Source organism: Novosphingobium aureum, assembly GCF_015865035.1.
Classification (GTDB): Bacteria; Pseudomonadota; Alphaproteobacteria; order Sphingomonadales; family Sphingomonadaceae; genus Novosphingobium; species Novosphingobium aureum.
Genome location: NZ_JADZGI010000004.1, coordinates 75395 through 89474, shown reverse-complemented (window position 1 = coordinate 89474; position 14080 = coordinate 75395). Strand labels below are relative to the sequence as shown.

Sequence of the window (14080 nt, the reverse complement as noted above, 5' to 3'; positions counted from 1 at the left end):
GCCATGGAAATCGCCCTTCGCACGGCGCTCCTCGCCTGGCTGGCGAGCGATCCCGCCCTCATCGCGCAATTGAATGGCATCCACGAGGAAGCACCCGCACGCACCAGCCTGCCCTGGCTCGCCCTTGCCGCGAGCGCCAGCAGCGACTGGAGCTGCAAGACCGCGCCGGGGCGCGAAGTGCGCGTGGCGCTCGAACTCCATTGCCGCGGCGATGCGCCCGAGGCCACAGGCGCGCTCGTCACCGCCATCGAGGCGCGCACCACCGGCCTGCCGCGCAGCCAGCCGGACTTCCAGGTGGTCTCGATCCGCTTCCTGCGCGCCCGCGCCGAACAGCGCGCCGAAAGCCGCCGCGCGGTGCTGATCGAGTTCGCCTTCCGCCTGCTCGGCACCTGACCGACTTCCTCTCCCCTTTTCGCCAGACCTACCGGAGACAGCCCATGACCGCCCAGCAAGGCAGCGCCTTCCTGCTCAAGATTTCCGACGGCGGCGATCCCGCCAGCTACCAGACCGTCGCGGGCCTGCGCACCACGCAAATGTCGGTGAGCGGCGAGACCGTGGTCGTCACCAGTAAGGATTCGCAAGGCTGGCGCGAGCTGCTCTCGGGCGGCGGCACCCGCGCGGTCTCGGTCAGCGCGGCAGGGATTTTCCTCGGCAGCGCTGCCGAGGCCCGCATCCGCGCCAATGCCATGGCGGGCACGCTCGACGACTACGAGCTCTCGTTCGAGGACGGCGAGAAGCTGCGCGGGCGCTTCCTCGTCCAGCGTCTCGACTATGCCGGCGATTTCAACGGCGAGCGCAACTACACGCTCCAGCTCGAAAGCTCGGGTGCGGTCGTACCGGCGTGAGCGGGGCCAATCCCTTGCGTGGCGAGGCCACGCTGGCCATTGCCGGACGCGATCGTGTCCTGCGCCCGAGCTTCACCGCGCTCGTCGCCGCCGAGGAGGAACTTGGCCCTCTCTACGCGCTCGTCGATAGGGCAGGTGCGGGCACGCTGCGCCTTGCCGAAGTGGCCGCACTGTTCTGGCATTGTCTGCCAGAGCGCGAGCAATTGTCCCGCGACGAGGTCGGCGAGGCGGTCATTGCCCTTGGCCTTGCCCGCTGCGCCGCCCCCTTGCGCATGCTGCTTGGCCAGATTCTCGGCGGAAATGCATGAACGAGGCGGCGCGCATGGGCGAGGCGCTGCCCTCGCTGATCGCGCTTGCCGCGCGCGTGCTGGGCTGGCGTCCGCAGGAGTTCTGGGCGGCCACCCCCGCCGAACTCGCCGCTGCGCTCGGCCCCATGTCCCCCCCCACGGCCGATCCCGGCATCGACCGCCAGACCCTCGCACAACTGATGGAGCGCGAGCATGAACGATGACATCGAGAGCCTGCTCATCGAGGTACGCGCCGGAACCGAAGGTTTCACGCAGGATCTTGGCCGCATGCGCGCCGAAATCGACGGCACCCTCACCGGCGGCTTTGCACGGGCGGGCGAAGCGCTCGAAACGGGCCTGGCCTCGGCGCTGAAACGCGGTTCGCTGGGCTTCGACGATCTCAAGCGCGTCGCGCTCTCCGCCTTCGACGACATCGCGCGCCAGGGTGTCGCCGGACTGTTCGGCGCACTTGGCTCGGGTGGCGGCGCAACCGGCGGCGCGGCTTTCGACCTCGGCAGCCTCGTCACCGGCCTGCTCGGCCTGCCGGGCAGAGCCACCGGAGGCAACGTCGCCCCCGGGCGCGGCTACCTCGTCGGCGAGCGCGGGCCCGAGGTCTTCGTGCCGACCAGCGCAGGCCGGGTCGAGGCAAACGGCAGTGCTGCAGCCAGCGCGCGCAACGTCAATGTCGCGATCAGCCTCGCCGCGCCGCGCGGCGCGAGCGTACCGCGCGCGCTGCAGCGCTCCTCGCGCCAGATCGCGGGCACGGTGCGCCGCGCCATCGCGCTCGATCGCTGAACAGGAGAGACCCGATGGCATTCTGGCTCGCAAGCAAGCGCGAGGGACAGGCGAGCGGCTGGATCCAGCGCTTCGACCCGCGCTTCTGGACGGTCAATTTCCCGCGTCCGATGATGGCTTCGGTCATCGCCACCGCGCCCGATGCGCTGCGTGTTGACGCCTCGTTCCTGCGCCATGCAGACCTCGGCGGGTTGATCTGGGAGAGCGCGGACAGTCTCGACCACCCGCTGCTCGCCTACCGCACCGATCGCGATTACGCGCATACCAGCCTCTCTTTCCGCTGGCGTTCGGGCGGGATCGTCGCGCTCGATGCGGTCAACGGACCGACGCTCACCATCGAGGGACGCGACGCCAGCGGCGCGGCGCGCACCTGGTACGTGCGCCTCTGGAACTATGCCGAAGGCACGCCCGAGGACGCCACCGTCACCCTCGCCTTTTCCGAACTCGAGGGCGGCTATGCGCTGCCCGCCGATGCCGATCCGGTTCATCCACGCGACATCGACCGGCTGTTCATCTCCTTCGTCGCGCCCGGACACGATGGCGCGAGCGACGCGCCGCTCGATGCGGAGGTCGAGGGCTGGATCGAGATCAGCGAGATCAGGGCCGACGGCGCGCGCGCGATGCTCGAGATCGGCGATGTCATGGTGCCCCCGCACGGCCTTGCGCTGGCCACCGCCTTCGACGACGAGGGCATCCAGACCCCCTCGCGGCTCCTGCGCAGCGCACGCCAGCTCGGTTATCGCGGCTCTGTCCTGCACTATGTCGGCATGAGCCATTATTTCCGGCTCGAACAGGACGCGGGAGGCTTTCTGGCCGGATCGGGCAGCGACCCGCTCAACACGCCGACCCGGCGCTGGCACGAAGCCTTCTTTGCCGAGGCTGCCTTGATGGGTTTCTCGCCGATCGCCTCGCTGTCCTACGAATTGCTCGACCAGCATTGCCCCGAGGACTGGAAGCAGCGCGACCTCGGCGGCAATCCCGCGCTCACCGGCTGGGACCCGCCCTCGACCCTGCTCTCGCCCGCCAGCGACGCGGCGATGGGCTACCTGCAATCGGTCGGCAGCGCCTTTGCCGCAATCATGCTGGATGCCGGCGCGCCGGTGCGTTTCCAGGTCGGCGAGCCCTGGTGGTGGACCTTTGCCGACGGGCGCATCTGCCTCTACGACGATGCCGCCGTCGCGGCCTTCGGTGGTGCGCCCGAGCCGATCGCGGACTTGCGCGCGCCGCTCAGCGCGGCGCAGACCACGCTGCTCGATGCGGCGGGCGCGCTGCTCGCCCAGTCGACCGCCGCGCTGGTGAGCGCCGTGCGCGCCGCCGCGGCGCCCTCGCCGGTCGAGGCGCTCGCGCTGGTGTTCAGCCCGACCATCCTCGATCCCGCGATGCCCGAGGTACACCGCGCCAACTTGCCCGCAGGCTGGGCCGCACCCGCCTTCGACCGGCTCCAGGTCGAGGACTACGACTGGCTTACCGCCGGGGCCGACGCCATGCGCCGCCGCGCGCACGATGCGATAGACCTGAAGCTCGGCTATGCGCGCAGCGATCAGGACTACCTCGCCGGTTTCGTGCTCGCCCCCGCCGATGCCGACCAGTGGCGGCGCATCGATGCCGGGATCGACACGGCCCTTGGCGATGCGCCCCACGAGGTCTTCGTCTGGGCCCTGCCGCAGATCGCGCGCGACGGCTTCACCCGCCTGCCCTCCCCCATCGACGCTTGGCAAGCCGCCGCCCACCACGGAGACGAGACCATGCAGGCCTTCGACGACATCGCCTATCCGCTCGCGCTGGGCCGCGATGCCACCGTGATCCCCGAGTTCTCGACCAGCGTCGCGGTCACCGCTTCGGGTTTCGAGCGGCGCAATTCGCTGTGGTCGAACGCGCGGCTGCGCTTCGACGTCGGCCCGGGCGTGCGCTCCGAGGCGGAGCTGGGCGAACTCATCGCCTTCTTCCGCGCACGGCGTGGCCCCGCGCGCGGGTTCCGCCTGCGCGACCCCAGTGACTTCAGCTCGAACGCCATGACCGCCGCGCCCACCATGCTCGATCAGGAGCTGGGCACCGGCGACGGCCTTGCCGCCAGCTTTGCGCTGATCAAACGCTACGGCAGCGGCGCGGAGGCACAGGTCCGGCGCATCACCCGGCCCGATGCAGACAGCTTGCTCGTCGCCATCGACGGCGTGGCGCAGCTCGGCAACTGGACCGTGGGCGCGCTCGGGACCGTCACTTTCGACGACCCGGTACCCGAGGGCGCGCAGGTCACGGCCGGATTCCTCTTCGACGTGCCGGTGCGCTTTGCCGAGGACCAGCTCGAGATCGCGGGCAGCGCCTTTGCCGCAGGCGATGCGCCGAGCGTGCCCGTGGTCGAGATCAGGGAGGCGGCATGACCAGCCGCTGGTTCGTCACCGAACTCGAGACCGTCGCCATGTTCTGGCGCATCGCGCGCCGCGACGGGGTGACGCTGGGCTTCACCACCCACGACCGCGACTTGTGGTTCGACGGGGTCATGCACCGCGCCTCGCCCGGCATGGTGCCCTCCGCGATCCGCAAGTCGGCGGGCTTCGAACCCGACAGCGCCGAAGTGCGAGGGGCGATCACGCACGAGGCGATCAGCGCCGCCGACCTGGCTGCCGGGCTGTTCGATGCGGCCAGCGTGCGCATCGGCGTGGTCGACTGGGAGAGCGGCGCGCACGAGACGCTCTATGCCGGGACCATCGGCGCGGTGAGCGAGGAGGAAGGCCGCTTCGCCGCCGAGCTCACCTCGCGCAAGGCCGAGCTCGCGCGCGATCCGGTGCCGCGCACCAGCCCGGCCTGCCGCGCCGCGTTCTGCGGCCCGGGCTGCAACCTCGCGCCGCTGCACTTCACGCACGAGTTGACGCTTCTCTCCATCGATCCTTCGACGAATGCGGTGGCCCTCTCGGGCGCGCCTGATCCTGAAGTGCTTGCCGGGGGATACCTGCGCTGGCTCGACGGACCGCAGGCAGGTTTGCAGATGGGCATCATGACCGGCGATGGCGCGGGAGGGCTGGTTCTCGATCACCCGCTCGATCCGGCCATTGCACCGGGCACGCGTGCGCTGGTGCGTGAGGGCTGCGACCATACGCTCGAGACCTGCGCCACGCGCTTCGGCAATGCTGCGAACTTTCGCGGCGAGCCATTCCTGCCCGGCAGCGACCTGCTCCAGCGCTATCCGCTGGCGCAGGGTTGAGCGGTGACACGGTGCCAGACGAAGCCATGCAGGGTGGCGAACTCGCCGCGGCCGCACGCGGGCTGGTGGGAACGCGCTTCATCCTGCACGGGCGCGAACCCGCACACGGGCTCGATTGCGTCGGTCTGGTCGAGACGGCACTTGCCCGCTGCGGCCACCGCGTACGCCTGCCCAATCGCTATACCCTGCGCGGCAATAACGCGGCACGGATCGAAGCGGCTGCCGCAGCCTTACCCATGCTTGTCGAGGCCAGCCACGCGCAAGGCGCGGCCCGTCCCGGCGACATCCTCGCGCTGTGCCCGCGTCCCGACCTCCTCCATCTCGCCATCGCCAGCGAACCGGGACAGCGCCTGCCCGCCCAGATCGTCCACGCCCATGCGGGACTGGGCCGCGTGGTCGAAGGACCGCCCCCGCCCGCATGGCAGCTCATCGCCTGCTGGCGACTAGCGAGCCGGTCTGCACGCTCCTGACCCGATCACCCTCACGGCCAATCGAAGGACGACCATGGCAACTCTTGCATTCAGTTCGCTGGGAACCGCGCTGGCCGGACCGATCGGCGGGGCGATCGGCTCGCTCGTCGGCGGGCAGGTCGACCGTGCCATATTCGGCACGGGCACGCGACAGGGACCGCGCTTGCGCGAACTGGCGGTCACCGGATCGAGCTACGGCATCGCGCTTCCGCGCCATTTCGGGCGGATGCGCGTTGGCGGAGCCATCATCTGGGCAACCGATCTCGTCGAGCACGCCGCAAGATCAGGTGGCGGCAAGACCGGCCCTTCGCTCACCACCTATAGCTATACCGCCAATTTCGCGGTTGCCCTCTCGAGCCGACCCATTGCGGGGATCGGGCGCATCTGGGCGGACGGCCAGCTGCTGCGCGGCGCGGCCGGTGACCTCAAGGTCGCCGGCTCGATGCGCGTTTACACGGGCCATGGCGATGCTGCGCCCGATCCGCTGATCGCGACGAGTGAAGGTTTCGCGCATTGCCCCGCGCACCGCGACCTGGCCTATGTCGTGTTCGAGGACCTCGACCTGTCCGACTTCTACAACCGCATCCCCTCGCTATCCTTCGAGGTCTTCGCTGACGACGCCTTCCATCTCGGCGACCTGGCGACGGACGTAGTCGAGGACATCGACGCAGCAGTTGACCTTGAGGGCATTGCCGGGTTCTCCCTCGAAGGCTCGCTCAGCGAAACGCTCGCCCTGATCGACCAGGTCCTGCCGCTCGATGCGAATGCGGCAGGAACCCGGCTCGTTCTTTCGCGCGCGCGCGTCAAATGAAGTCCGCGTGCTGCCGGAGCCAACCCGGACGCTCGACGAGGACGGGTTCGCCAGCAGCGAAGGCCAGACCCGGCGACGCGCCGCGCGGAACGAGCAGCCAATCGGCCTGCTGCGCTACCACGATGCCGCACGCGACTATCTGCCCGGCCTTCAGCGCAGCTCTGGCCGGGCCGGGCCCGGTGCACCGCGTAGCCTCGAACTGCCCGCCGCGCTCGATCCCGCGACGGCGCGAGCGATGATCGAGCAGGCTTCGCGCCGCCATGACTGGGCGCGCGAGACGGTGGGCTGGCGTACCGCCGAACTCGATACAACACTGGCCCCCGGATCGCTTGTCTCGCTGCCCGGACAACCAGGGCACTGGCGCGTGCGCGAATGGGAATGGCTCGAAGGCGGAGTCGAACTCGCGCTAGAACGGATCCTGCCCGAAGGCGCCGCGCGCGTTCCCTCGCTCGCCGCCGATCCCGGCCAGATTCCGCCCCCGCGCGACCGCCTGGCGTCTCCCACCAGCCTCGTCGCCTTCGAACTGCCTCTCGATGCCGCAAGTACTTCGACGCGCAGCGCCCGTCCCTTCGCCGCTGTGTCTGGTCCCGATGCGGGCTGGCGCGGCGCGGCTCTCTATGCAGATCGCGGCGATGGCGACCTGCACCCTCTGGGCAGTGCCAGCCGCAACCGGGCGTTGCTGGGCATGCTGGCAGGAGAAGCGCTCCCCGCCGCCAGCCCACTCCTGCTCGACCGCACCTCGCAGCCCATCGTCACCCTGATCGATCCGGCCATGCAACTGATACCGGCGAGCATCGCCCAACTCGCGCAGGGTGCCAATCGCGCCCTCGTCGGCAATGAGATGATCCAGTTTGCCGATGCGCAGCCACTTGGCGACGGGCGCTGGCGAATCGGCAGGCTGCTGCGCGGACTCGGGGGTACCGAAGAGGCAATTCGCGCGCACCTGCCGGACGAGAACTTCGTGCTTCTCGATGGCGCGATAACCCCGCTCGATGCCGCCACCCTGGGCAGTGCGGCAAACCGCCGGGTTCTCGCACAGGGACCGGCGGATCCGCAGATGGTGAGCGCCCCGCTGGCGCTGGACGGCGTGACTTTGCGTCCGCTCTCCCCGGTCCATCCCCATAGTGAGATACAGGGCGATGCCAGCCTGCTGTGCCGCTGGACCCGGCGCGCCCGCGGTGCCTGGGACTGGGCCGATGGCATCGACGTGCCGTTGGTCGAGGAAAGCGAGAGCTACATCGTGACCTATGGACCGCTCGACGCGCCGCTCCACGCATGGACCACAGAGCAGCCTGCGATCGCGATCCCTGCGGCCACCCTCGCAGCGATCATGGCCGAGGCACCCGGCCTCGCGCTGCAGGTCCGTCAGCGCGGAACGCACGCTCTCTCGCACCCCCTGCGGCTTGGCGTGATCGGCTGAGCGCGCTTCGCGCTCCCTGCCGCCGACCTCAAAAGCCTATCCACGGAGCCAACAGATGAGTGAATCAGTCGACTTTGCAAATACCACCCAAAGATTCGGACTGCCCCTGCTCTATTCAGGGCAGTCGCACAAAGAATTCTTCGTTAACGAGGCACTTACCATAACTGACCTTCTGCTTCACTGTACTGTAGAGGGTGAAATGGCCACCCCCCCCCTTCGAATCCCTCCGAAGGGCAGGCCTGGATCGTCGGTGAAAATGCCACAGGGGGCTGGCAGGGCCACGACGAGGCCATTGCCTGCCATCGCGGCGGAGACTGGGCGTTCCAGCCCGCCCGCGAGGGCATGCAGGCTTTCGACCTTGGTCTCGGACAGCTGCGACGGTACCTTGGCGGGTGGCAAAAAACTGTTTCGGTTCAGGAACCAATCGGCGGAACGACTGTTGACACCCAAGCGAGGGCCGCGGTCAGCGAACTGATCTCGGCACTGCAGGTTCTGGGTATCCTTCCCGGGGCCTAAACAGGCAACCAAGAGCAAGGGATGGGAGCAATGTCGATAACGCCGCACTGCAGCGCTTCGCTATTGCAAGACCCTGCAGACGCGACATTATTGCAACAGTCGCCTTCAATGTGCGCTTGCGTGCAGATAAGTGAAGGGTTAGAGACTCTCCGCACTCGGTGGCTCCAAATCTCTATTAGTAGGGGAAACGTATGAGGAAACTCGTCATTGGACTGGCGCTGGCATCTACTGCCATTGCCACTCCCGCGCTCGCGCGTGACGGCAGCTGGTATATCGAACTCGGTTTCGGCGGCATGATCGTCGAAGACTCCGAAGTCGATGTCAACGGTGTCGATAACGCTGAAACCATCGATTACGGCAACGGCTTCGATGGCGGCGCTACGCTCGGTTATGACTTCGGTGCTTTCCGTCTGGAAACCGAAGCCAGCTACCGTCAGGCTCCGTACAAGAACATGGGTGGCGACGCCAGCAACCTGTCGTTCATGGCCAACGGCCTGTTCGACTTCGGTCCCGACGACGGCCTTCAGGGCTTCATCGGCGGTGGTGCCGGTGTTGCCCGCGTCGACGCCGACGGCATCGACGATTCGGACACCGGCTTTGCCTGGCAGGTTCTGGCGGGCGTTCGCGCTCCGCTCAGCAACCACTGGGACGTCGGCCTGAAGTATCGCTTCCACAACGTGGAAAGCGTTGACCTGGTCTCGCCGGCCGGCGACAGCCTCAGCACCCGCTGGCGCTCGCACTCGCTGATGGGCACCCTGGCGTACAACTTCGGCGAACCGGCAGCTCCGCCGCCGCCGCCGCCCCCGCCGCCCCCGCCGCCCCCGCCGCCCCCGCCGCCGCCGCCGCCGCCGCCGGCAGTGGTCTGCAACAAGGGTCCCTACATCGTGTTCTTCGATTGGGATAAGTCGGACATCACGCCCGAGGCCGCTACGGTTCTCGACAGCGCGATCACCGCTTACGGCAACTGCGACAGCGTTCCGATCATGCTCGCCGGTTACACCGACCGTTCGGGTTCGGCGAAGTACAACATGGGCCTGTCCGAGCGTCGCAACGACTCGGTCCGTGCGTACCTCACCAGCCACGGCATCCCCGACGGCTCGATCTCGAGCCAGGGCTTCGGTGAAGAGAACCCGCGCGTTCCGACCGAAGACGGTGTTCGCGAACTGCAGAACCGTCGCGTCGAGATCACTTACGGTCCGGGTTCGGGCATGTAAGCGAACCGGCAACGGTTTACAGAATTGGGGGGCCGGAGCGATCCGGCCCCCTTTTTCTATGGGCGTCTGTTTTCCCTCGGCATGGCTATGGCAAAGCGCCCGGCCAAGGCCAGCAGCGCCGCATCGACCATGCATAAAGGGCCCGCAGTTCGCACTGCGGGCCCTTTATGTGACGGCGTTTATGTCACGGATCGAATAAGCGCCTGAAATGCGCCGCCGCTACGGCTCAGGCGGCGTAGTTCGTATTGTCGATGACCCCGGCCTCGGCAAATCCCGCCTTGCGCAGCCTGCAGCTGTCGCATTCCCCGCAAGCGCGTCCATCGCTCTGGGGATCGTAGCACGACCAGCTCATCGCCGGCTCGAGCCCGAGCCGGTGACACTCCGCCGCGATCTGCGCCTTGCTCAGGAACTGCAGAGGAGCATGGATCTCGAACGCATTGCCCTGGGCCCCCACCTTGGTCGCCAGCGTCGCGATGTCCTCAAAGGCCGAGATGAACTCGGGCCGGCAGTCCGGATAGCCCGAATAGTCGAGCGCGTTGACCCCGATGAAGATGTCCTTCGCGCCGATCGCCTCTGCCCAGGCCAGCGTCAGCGAGAGGAACACGAGGTTGCGCGCGGGAACGTAAGTCACCGGAATATCCGGTCCGACCCCGTCCTTGGGCACCTCGATATCATCGGTGAGCGCAGAGCCGCCAAACTGGCGCAGGTCGAGCGGCAGGATCACGTGGCGCTGCGCTCCCAGTTCCTGCGCGATCTGCCTGGCAGCGTCGATTTCGCAACTGTGGCGCTGGTTGTAGTCGATCGTCAGGGCATTGACGATGTAGCCCTGCTCACGAGCGAGAGCGGCCGAAACCATCGAGTCGAGCCCACCCGAAAGCAGGACGACAGCTTGCGCCGGAGCGCTGGAAGAGGCGGTGTTCATGCCCGATCGCTAGGCCGGGAGCCGCGCGAATGCAACTCGTCAGCCCCGGCACGTTCCGATGCGGCGGCCTTCCGCAGCAAAGGCGAAGGGCCGGCCATTCTCGATCCCCTGGCTGTCGAGCTGGATCAGGGTATCGGTTTCGCGCCTGATGCTGGTGCGCCCGTAGCCATTGCCCGGGCAGGTGTACTGGACGGCTACCTCGGCGGGATGGTCAACCACGACCACGCGCTTGCAATCGAGCCCGCCATGACGCAGCTGGATGAGATCCTGACCTTGCCGGATGCACAGGCGCTGCGCCTTGGTCCCGGGATCGCGGGCGCGCAGCTCCCACAGGCCCGGCTCCAGACGATCGAGCATGGCAAGGCTCGATCCGACGCCACTGGCCGGCAAGGCACCCAGTGTGGCCAAGGCCAAGCCGGCGCCGACCATGACAGTCAGGCGTTTAGATCTGGAAACCATCTTCGACATGTCCCTGCCCTAGCACGTTTCAACGCGAAAACCACGCGATCGATCGACTGCATGGAGACCGCGGAGCGGCCCGACCCGCGTTACAGCGGGATGTGCAGGATCTTGGAACAGAACGCGCAATCGACCGGAATGGTCCCGTCGTCATCGCGCATCTCTGAGAGCTGGTCCTCGGGGAAGCGCCCGAGAATGTTCGCGTAGTGCTCCACCGTGCAGCGGCAACCGCGCTCGAGCAGGTCGAGCGGCTCGACGCGAACCTCGTCCTCTTCGTGGAACAAGCGCCAGAGCAATTGTTCGAGGCTGAGGACGGGATCGAGCAACTCGTCACGCTGGACGCTGCCCGCCATTACCGAGACGTGCTCCCAGTCGGGATGCTCTTCCTGCGCGTGCAGGCGAGCCTTGCCTTCTTCACCATCGGGCAGGTGCTGGATCAGCATGCCTGCGCCCATGCAGCGCTGGTCGCTCGAACGCACCGCGGCGCGGATCAGGGTGGGAATCTGCTCGGACTGCGCGAAATAGGCCTCGCAGGCATGGGCCAGCGAATCCCCTTCGAGCGGCACCACGCCCTGATAACGCTCCTTGGTGGAGGCGAGATCGAAGGTGATCGCGAAGTACCCTTTCGCGAAGAGCTCTTCGAGACGCGGTTCATCGCCAAGCTGCGCCAGCTGCGCCTCGTCGAAACGGGCATACCCGCGCACCTTGGCATCGCGATAGTCGCATACCAGCAGGTCGACAGCGCCGCCCTCGGCCTGGGCCTGCAGCGTGAGCTGCGATCCCTCGTCCTTGAGCAGCGACCCCATCAGCGCGGTCAGGACCAGCGCCTCGGCAAGCAGATGCTTGACCACCGGCGGATAATCATGCGCCGAAAGCACCGTCTCGAGCACCGGGCCCAGGCGCACGATACGGCCGCGCGCGTGACGCGAGGGTACCGAAAACGAAAGGACGCGATCGAAGCCGGTATCGTCGGTCCGGATGATCGGGTCCTCGCTCATAGCTTGCCCAGAGCCCACAGCAGCACCGACTTCTGGCCGTGAATGCGGTTCTCGGCCTCGTCCCAGACGGCCGACTGCGGCCCGTCGATGACCGCGTCTGTCACTTCCTCGTTGCGGTGTGCGGGCAGGCAGTGGAGGAACATCGCACCCTCGGCAGCCTGCGCCATGAGGCCCTCGTTGACCTGATAGGGCTCAAGCGCCTTGATGTGCGCCTCGCCGCCTTCCTGGCCCATCGAGACCCAGGTGTCGGTGACCACGACCTGCGCGCCACGTGCTGCCTCGAGCGGATCATGGGTGATCACGATCTCGCCGCCTGCCGCACGGGCACGCTCGACGAAACCTGCGTCGGGCTCGTAGCCCTCGGGCACTGCGAGGCGCAGCGTGAACTTCATCAGGCCGGCCGCCTCGATCATCGAGTGCGAGACATTGTTGCCATCGCCCAGCCAGGCCATCTGCAGACCGGGCAGTGCAAATCCGTGCTCGACGATGGTGAGCAGGTCGGCAACGATCTGGCACGGGTGCGACAGGTCGGTCAGACCGTTGATCACCGGCACGTCTGCGTAATGCGCGAGTTCCTCGATCTTGGCGTGATCGTCAGTGCGGATCATGATTGCATCGACCATGCGACTGAGCACGCGCGCGGTGTCGGCGATGCTCTCACCCCGGCCGATCTGGGTGCTGCCAGCCTCCATGATGATCGAACTTCCGCCAAGCTGGCGCATCGCCATGTCGAACGAGACGCGCGTGCGCGTCGAGTTCTTCTCGAAGATCATCGCGAGGACGTGGCCTGCCAGCGGAGCATCGGCATCGGCCTTGCCCTTGGCGCATCCCTGACGCGCGGCCTTGCGGTCGATCGCGTCGTTGATCATCGCTGCGACCATGTCGCCGCCCGCATCGGCGAGGCTGAGGAAATCGCGCGACATCAGGATGCACTCTCGGGCTGGTAACTCGCGGCGGCTGCCGAGAGCTTGTCCATGAATTCATCGATGTGGCTATCGTCGATCACCAGCGGCGGCAGCACGCGCATGACGTTGTCGCCCGCCGAGACGGCGAGGACCTGGTGCTCGTCACGCAGGTGAGCAACGAAGGGCCGCGGCTCGACCTTCATCTTGAGCCCGATGAACAATCCGCGGCCGCGCACCGAATCGAACAGCTCGGGGTAATTGCCGATGAACTGCGCGAGACGGCCCTTGAGGCGCTCCCCGGTGGCGCGCACGTTGGCGAGGAACTCCTCGTCTCCGACGACGTCGAGCACCGCCCCGATCGCGGCCATCGCGAAGGGATTGCCACCATACGTCGATCCGTGGGCGCCGAAGGTCATGCCGCGTGCGGCCTTCTCGGTGGCGAGGCAGGCCCCGACCGGGAAGCCGCCGCCAATGCCCTTGGCGGTGGCAAGGATGTCGGGCTCGATGCCGTACTGTTCGTAGGCATAGAAGGTGCCGGCACGACCGACACCACTCTGGACCTCGTCGAGCACCAGCATCAGGTCATGTTCGTCGCACAGCGCGCGCAGCCCCTTGAGGAAGGCCTCGTCGGCGACACGGATGCCGCCTTCGCCCTGGATCGGCTCGACCATGAAACCGGCGGTATTGGGGCCGATCGCAGCCTTCGCCGCCTCGAGATCGTTGAACTCGACATACTTGAAGCCGGGCAGCAACGGCATGAAGCCCTTGTGCATCTTTTCCTGGCTGGAAGCGCTGATCGTCGCCATCGTGCGCCCATGGAAGGCATTGTTGAAGGTGATCAGCTCGTACTTGTCTTCGTTGCCCTGGCTCTGGTGATAGGCACGCGCGGTCTTCATCGCGCACTCGACCGCCTCGGCGCCCGAATTGGTGAAGAACACCGTATCGGCGAAAGTCAGATCGACGAGCCGCTGGGCGATCGCCTCGCCTTGCGGGCTGCCGTAGAGATTGGAGACGTGCATCAGCGTCTCGGCCTGCTTCTGGATCGCACCGATCAGGCCTTCGTGCGAATGGCCCAGCGCGTTGACCGCGATGCCGCTCGCGAAATCGAGGAATCGGCGACCGTCTTCGCTGATCAGGTGACAATGTTCGCCGCGAACGGGCCGAACGCCGCACCGGGGATACACGGGCATCAGCGGAGTGATCGACATGGCAAGCTTCCTCGAATTCGGATCAGTGGGC

General features: G+C 67.2%; 17 protein-coding genes. 12 read left to right on the top strand and 5 right to left on the bottom strand.

Features of this window, described 5'->3' with window-relative positions; all coding sequences use genetic code 11:
* Positions 1–3 precede the first annotated feature (3 nt).
* From I5E68_RS17425 to I5E68_RS17375, 12 genes are all read left to right on the top strand, one after another.
* A complete protein-coding gene (locus I5E68_RS17425; RefSeq protein ID WP_197166489.1) occupies positions 4–393 on the top strand; it encodes a DUF3168 domain-containing protein in 390 nt (129 codons plus the stop codon).
* A 44-nt stretch (positions 394–437) separates the two neighbouring features.
* The gene (locus tag I5E68_RS17420; RefSeq protein WP_197166487.1) at positions 438–845 is read left to right on the top strand and encodes a phage major tail protein, TP901-1 family; all 408 of its coding nucleotides are present in this window, start codon (positions 438–440) and stop codon (positions 843–845) included.
* On the top strand, positions 842–1153 hold the full coding sequence (locus tag I5E68_RS17415) for a gene transfer agent family protein (protein ID WP_197166485.1): 312 nt from the start codon (positions 842–844) through the stop codon (positions 1151–1153). The genes I5E68_RS17420 and I5E68_RS17415 overlap by 4 nt, the downstream gene beginning before the upstream one ends.
* Positions 1150–1356 carry a phage tail assembly chaperone gene (locus I5E68_RS17410; protein WP_228727315.1) on the top strand — a complete coding sequence of 69 codons (207 nt, stop codon included), beginning with the start codon at positions 1150–1152 and terminating at the stop codon, positions 1354–1356. The genes I5E68_RS17415 and I5E68_RS17410 overlap by 4 nt, the downstream gene beginning before the upstream one ends.
* Positions 1346–1927, top strand: coding sequence for a tail tape measure protein (locus tag I5E68_RS17405; RefSeq protein WP_197166483.1), 582 nt, complete (start codon positions 1346–1348; stop codon positions 1925–1927). Before I5E68_RS17410 ends, I5E68_RS17405 begins: the two co-directional genes overlap by 11 nt.
* A 14-nt stretch (positions 1928–1941) precedes the next feature.
* Complete coding sequence (locus I5E68_RS17400; RefSeq protein WP_197166481.1) at positions 1942–4305, top strand: DUF2460 domain-containing protein; 2364 nt, start codon at positions 1942–1944, stop codon at positions 4303–4305.
* Positions 4302–5126, top strand: a complete 825-nt coding sequence (locus tag I5E68_RS17395) for a phage/gene transfer agent baseplate hub protein (RefSeq protein ID WP_197166479.1) — start codon at positions 4302–4304, stop codon at positions 5124–5126. Before I5E68_RS17400 ends, I5E68_RS17395 begins: the two co-directional genes overlap by 4 nt.
* 11 nt (positions 5127–5137) lie before the next feature.
* On the top strand, positions 5138–5596 hold the full coding sequence (locus I5E68_RS17390; protein ID WP_323982209.1) for an NlpC/P60 family protein: 459 nt from the start codon (positions 5138–5140) through the stop codon (positions 5594–5596).
* Positions 5597–5630: 34 nt separating this feature from the next.
* A complete protein-coding gene (locus tag I5E68_RS20200; protein WP_228727314.1) occupies positions 5631–6407 on the top strand; it encodes a hypothetical protein in 777 nt (258 codons plus the stop codon).
* A 7-nt stretch (positions 6408–6414) separates the two neighbouring features.
* The gene (locus I5E68_RS17385; RefSeq protein WP_323982208.1) at positions 6415–7827 is read left to right on the top strand and encodes a phage tail protein; all 1413 of its coding nucleotides are present in this window, start codon (positions 6415–6417) and stop codon (positions 7825–7827) included.
* A gap of 243 nt (positions 7828–8070) precedes the next feature.
* Entirely contained in the window at positions 8071–8343 is a 273-nt protein-coding gene (locus tag I5E68_RS17380) for a DUF2793 domain-containing protein (RefSeq protein WP_323982215.1), read from the top strand.
* A gap of 191 nt (positions 8344–8534) precedes the next feature.
* Positions 8535–9557: an OmpA family protein gene (locus I5E68_RS17375; RefSeq protein ID WP_197166477.1), complete on the top strand. Its 1023-nt coding sequence runs from the start codon at positions 8535–8537 to the stop codon at positions 9555–9557.
* A 226-nt stretch (positions 9558–9783) separates the two neighbouring features.
* Here the strand turns inward: I5E68_RS17375 and queC are convergent, their stop codons facing one another.
* The 5 genes from queC to I5E68_RS17350 all read right to left on the bottom strand — a co-directional run bounded on the left by queC (position 9784) and on the right by I5E68_RS17350 (position 14049).
* Positions 9784–10479 carry a 7-cyano-7-deazaguanine synthase QueC gene (gene queC / locus I5E68_RS17370; protein ID WP_197166475.1) on the bottom strand — a complete coding sequence of 232 codons (696 nt, stop codon included), beginning with the start codon at positions 10477–10479 and terminating at the stop codon, positions 9784–9786.
* A gap of 39 nt (positions 10480–10518) precedes the next feature.
* Positions 10519–10938: a DUF3617 domain-containing protein gene (locus tag I5E68_RS17365; RefSeq protein ID WP_228727312.1), complete on the bottom strand. Its 420-nt coding sequence runs from the start codon at positions 10936–10938 to the stop codon at positions 10519–10521.
* Between the two features lie 89 nt (positions 10939–11027).
* Positions 11028–11936 carry an Hsp33 family molecular chaperone HslO gene (hslO, locus tag I5E68_RS17360; protein ID WP_197166468.1) on the bottom strand — a complete coding sequence of 303 codons (909 nt, stop codon included), beginning with the start codon at positions 11934–11936 and terminating at the stop codon, positions 11028–11030.
* Positions 11933–12859 (bottom strand): ornithine carbamoyltransferase, encoded by a 927-nt coding sequence (gene argF, locus I5E68_RS17355; protein WP_197166467.1) that lies wholly within the window; start codon positions 12857–12859, stop codon positions 11933–11935. Before argF ends, hslO begins: the two co-directional genes overlap by 4 nt.
* Positions 12859–14049 (bottom strand): aspartate aminotransferase family protein, encoded by a 1191-nt coding sequence (locus tag I5E68_RS17350; RefSeq protein ID WP_197166466.1) that lies wholly within the window; start codon positions 14047–14049, stop codon positions 12859–12861. Before I5E68_RS17350 ends, argF begins: the two co-directional genes overlap by 1 nt.
* Positions 14050–14080: the final 31 nt, after the last annotated feature.

Coding starts and splice junctions, on each gene's coding strand:
- I5E68_RS17410 (WP_228727315.1), top strand. CDS start 1,150: ATGAACGAGGCGGCGCGCATGGGCGAGGCGCTGCCCTCGCTGATCGCG.
- argF (WP_197166467.1), bottom strand. CDS start 12,859: ATGTCGCGCGATTTCCTCAGCCTCGCCGATGCGGGCGGCGACATGGTC.
- I5E68_RS17425 (WP_197166489.1), top strand. CDS start 4: ATGGAAATCGCCCTTCGCACGGCGCTCCTCGCCTGGCTGGCGAGCGAT.
- queC (WP_197166475.1), bottom strand. CDS start 10,479: ATGAACACCGCCTCTTCCAGCGCTCCGGCGCAAGCTGTCGTCCTGCTT.
- I5E68_RS17365 (WP_228727312.1), bottom strand. CDS start 10,938: ATGGTTTCCAGATCTAAACGCCTGACTGTCATGGTCGGCGCCGGCTTG.
- I5E68_RS17400 (WP_197166481.1), top strand. CDS start 1,942: ATGGCATTCTGGCTCGCAAGCAAGCGCGAGGGACAGGCGAGCGGCTGG.
- I5E68_RS17375 (WP_197166477.1), top strand. CDS start 8,535: ATGAGGAAACTCGTCATTGGACTGGCGCTGGCATCTACTGCCATTGCC.
- hslO (WP_197166468.1), bottom strand. CDS start 11,936: ATGAGCGAGGACCCGATCATCCGGACCGACGATACCGGCTTCGATCGC.
- I5E68_RS17395 (WP_197166479.1), top strand. CDS start 4,302: ATGACCAGCCGCTGGTTCGTCACCGAACTCGAGACCGTCGCCATGTTC.
- I5E68_RS17350 (WP_197166466.1), bottom strand. CDS start 14,049: ATGTCGATCACTCCGCTGATGCCCGTGTATCCCCGGTGCGGCGTTCGG.
- I5E68_RS17420 (WP_197166487.1), top strand. CDS start 438: ATGACCGCCCAGCAAGGCAGCGCCTTCCTGCTCAAGATTTCCGACGGC.
- I5E68_RS17405 (WP_197166483.1), top strand. CDS start 1,346: ATGAACGATGACATCGAGAGCCTGCTCATCGAGGTACGCGCCGGAACC.
- I5E68_RS20200 (WP_228727314.1), top strand. CDS start 5,631: ATGGCAACTCTTGCATTCAGTTCGCTGGGAACCGCGCTGGCCGGACCG.